Source organism: Streptococcus suis (genome assembly GCF_016743335.1).
Lineage (GTDB): Bacteria > Bacillota > Bacilli > Lactobacillales > Streptococcaceae > Streptococcus > Streptococcus suis_Y.
Genome location: NZ_WCJE01000081.1, coordinates 1 through 2,700, shown reverse-complemented (window position 1 = coordinate 2,700; position 2,700 = coordinate 1). Strand labels below are relative to the sequence as shown.

Here is a 2,700-nt window from a genome sequence, read left to right as displayed (position 1 = left end):
CTTAGATAGTGAAACTATAAAAAGTATTGTACATAGAAAATGGATTTGTTCAGATTTTTGAAATCGAATGAGTATGAAGTTGGTATCAGTTTAAAATATTCCCTTGCTTACGCTTGATTAACTAGCACAACGGGTAGTACATAATGTAAACATCATGAATGGTTTTAGGATTGACCACAAGTGACCAATCAAAGAACCTTGATAACGCAGCTTAAAATCAGTTTTTACCATTTCTTTCAAAAGAATCTGGTTTTCTCTATTCAATAAGTTCATAACTATTCCTTATAAGCAAATTTTGTAATAATGAGTGTTGTAAATACCAATGTATGGAAAGCCTTATTTTTCCTCAATCCATATTTTCTCAAAATCCTGAATCGTTCAAGCATTGGTTTATCCATAATGGTTACAAATGCTTCAATTAATTCTCTATTTGACTGAGATAGAGGCATTTGTAGTAAGTGTCGGGCTTGTTTTTGACTATTTTTTATCAAATCCCAATAGACAGCAAATAAAATATGAGGGCGAATCCATTTTTTAAAGCGTTTTGAGAGTGTTCGAGCCCCTAAAACATTATCAGAATGCTGGCGGTACAGTTCCCCTGGTTGATCAATAAATACCAAATTTCCAAAGGCTGACGCAAGCAGGGCCAGATACCAATCATGCATCAAAATATCCTCAGTTACTTGCCACATTTCAGCAAGATGATGATTAATCATGGCGACACCGCCAGTTACAGTATTCTCAGTCAACTCTTGCACCAATTCCGTATTGGCATGATGAGATTGAGATTTTACCATACTTTCTGCCATAACCTCTAGATTTTGATTGACAACTTTGAGGTCCATATAAAGCATCAATGGCAAATTTGCTGGATAGGCCTGTGCTTTTTTTAGGCTAACTTCCAGTTTATTTGGCAGCCAAACATCATCTTGGTCACTGAAAAAATAGAAATCAGCAGTATCATAATGAACTAGCCTATGAAAACTTTTGATGACACCGAGATTTTCGTCTGTCTCAACATCTATGAAATGAATTCGCTGATCTTGTTCAACAAAATCTTTAATAATCTCTCTAGTTCGATCACTGGAACCATCATCACGAATGAACAGTGTCCAGTCTGTGTAAGTCTGTTCTTGAATAGAACGAATTTGCTCAGCTAAGAACTGTTGACCATTGTAGGTCGACATGAGTATGTTTACTTTCATTGTAAAAATAATTCCTCGTACTCTTGGACGATTTTTTCCCAGGTGTATTCATCCTTCATGTGTTTTTTCGCAATTTCTCCTAATTCCACCGCTTCAGCATTCTCATCAATTTGGTTAATTAATTGACTCAGGCTACCTGACTCCTTACTCCAATACCGAGCACCTTCTAGGGCAACTTTGCGGTTAAAATCAACACCTAAAACCAAATTTTCATTGGTTTGCGCCAGCGCTTCTAGGAGACTAGGATTGGTTCCTCCAACTTCATGTCCATGAATATAAGCTCGACATTCTTGGCGCAGATACTTAAGTAGTTCTTGGTCATATACTGTTCCTACAAACTTAATCCGCTTATCGGATATAAAGCCTGTCTCATCTTTTAATTTTTGAAAATAGGCAGAGCCTTCATGGTTTGCAACGATGACTAAATCACGTCTCGTGTTGCTTGCCATAAACTCCCGAATTGCTGTCACATAGTTATTCTCGGGTACAAAACGACCGATAATCAGATAAAATTCTTTCTCTTTAATGTTCCAATTTGTAAAATATTGGCGAACTTGCTCAGATTCTTTTGTTAACTTAGTCGGACTTAAATCTGTACCATAGGCAATAAAGCGTGTATTGGTAGCCGAGTATTCAGATTGAATATAATCCTCAATTCCCTCATTATCAGCAATAATCAAATCAGCATATTTGACCATCATTTTTTCAGAAAATTTTAGATATTTTTGGACTGGCTTAGCCCACTTGGCCCGTTTCCATTCCAAACCATCTGGATTGACAAACAAGGTACCTCCAACAGAGTGAATCTGTTTCGCAAAAGGTACTATGAAGCCACCTATGGTATTTCCCAAGATATAGAAAATTGGTCGCTCTATCTGCTGTTCCTTAATGATTTTAAGGGCATAAGTGATTGCCATCATATCATAAGCAATCACACGAGCTGGTCCAAGTTTTGGTGGATTAATGGTGAAGCAATCTGCACCCAGGTAGGTCGAATGTTGGCGATGACTTGTATCCGATAAACAAGCCACATGATAACAAATCTTCTCAGATTGCTGGTGACTGACCAATTGTTGGACAAAGGTCTCAAAGCCACCATATTTTGCTGGCAGTCCACGACTACCGATAATAAAAACGTGTTTCATGAATCCTCTCCATCAAATTGCAGTTCTTTTCATTATACCATTTTTTAGTTTTTTTTCCTAATTCTATCCTAGTTTGCTGACAAAAAACAGAATGTTCTATTCATTTTATATTGCTTTGATATATACTTCAATTACTTATATTTTACATTCAAGTTAAATACCATTTAAACTTATTTTATTATTTTAGCAATAAAAAGACCACTTAATATGACAGTCCACTACAATTTAACTGCATACCATAAGTAGTCTTTTCAAATTTTATTTTAAATAGAAAAAATTTATCATAATTTTATCCCGATAGGCGAATAGTCAAGACAATTTGTTGAGTTAGCTATCAAGATAGTATAATT

2 protein-coding genes and 1 pseudogene are annotated in these 2,700 nt (G+C 35.7%); all 3 read right to left on the bottom strand.

The features are described 5' to 3' along the window. Positions 1-141: 141 nt before the first annotated feature. Positions 142-273: pseudogene (locus F9856_RS11855) on the bottom strand (ABC transporter permease); the annotation flags it as partial. A 2-nt stretch (positions 274-275) separates the two neighbouring features. After that, the gene (locus F9856_RS11850) at positions 276-1,205 is read right to left on the bottom strand and encodes a glycosyltransferase family 2 protein (RefSeq protein WP_202106716.1); all 930 of its coding nucleotides are present in this window, start codon (positions 1,203-1,205) and stop codon (positions 276-278) included. Then, complete coding sequence (gene cps2T / locus F9856_RS11845; protein WP_044763839.1) at positions 1,202-2,350, bottom strand: beta 1-4 rhamnosyltransferase Cps2T; 1,149 nt, start codon at positions 2,348-2,350, stop codon at positions 1,202-1,204. The genes F9856_RS11850 and cps2T overlap by 4 nt, the downstream gene beginning before the upstream one ends. Between the last annotated feature and the right edge of the window lie 350 nt (positions 2,351-2,700).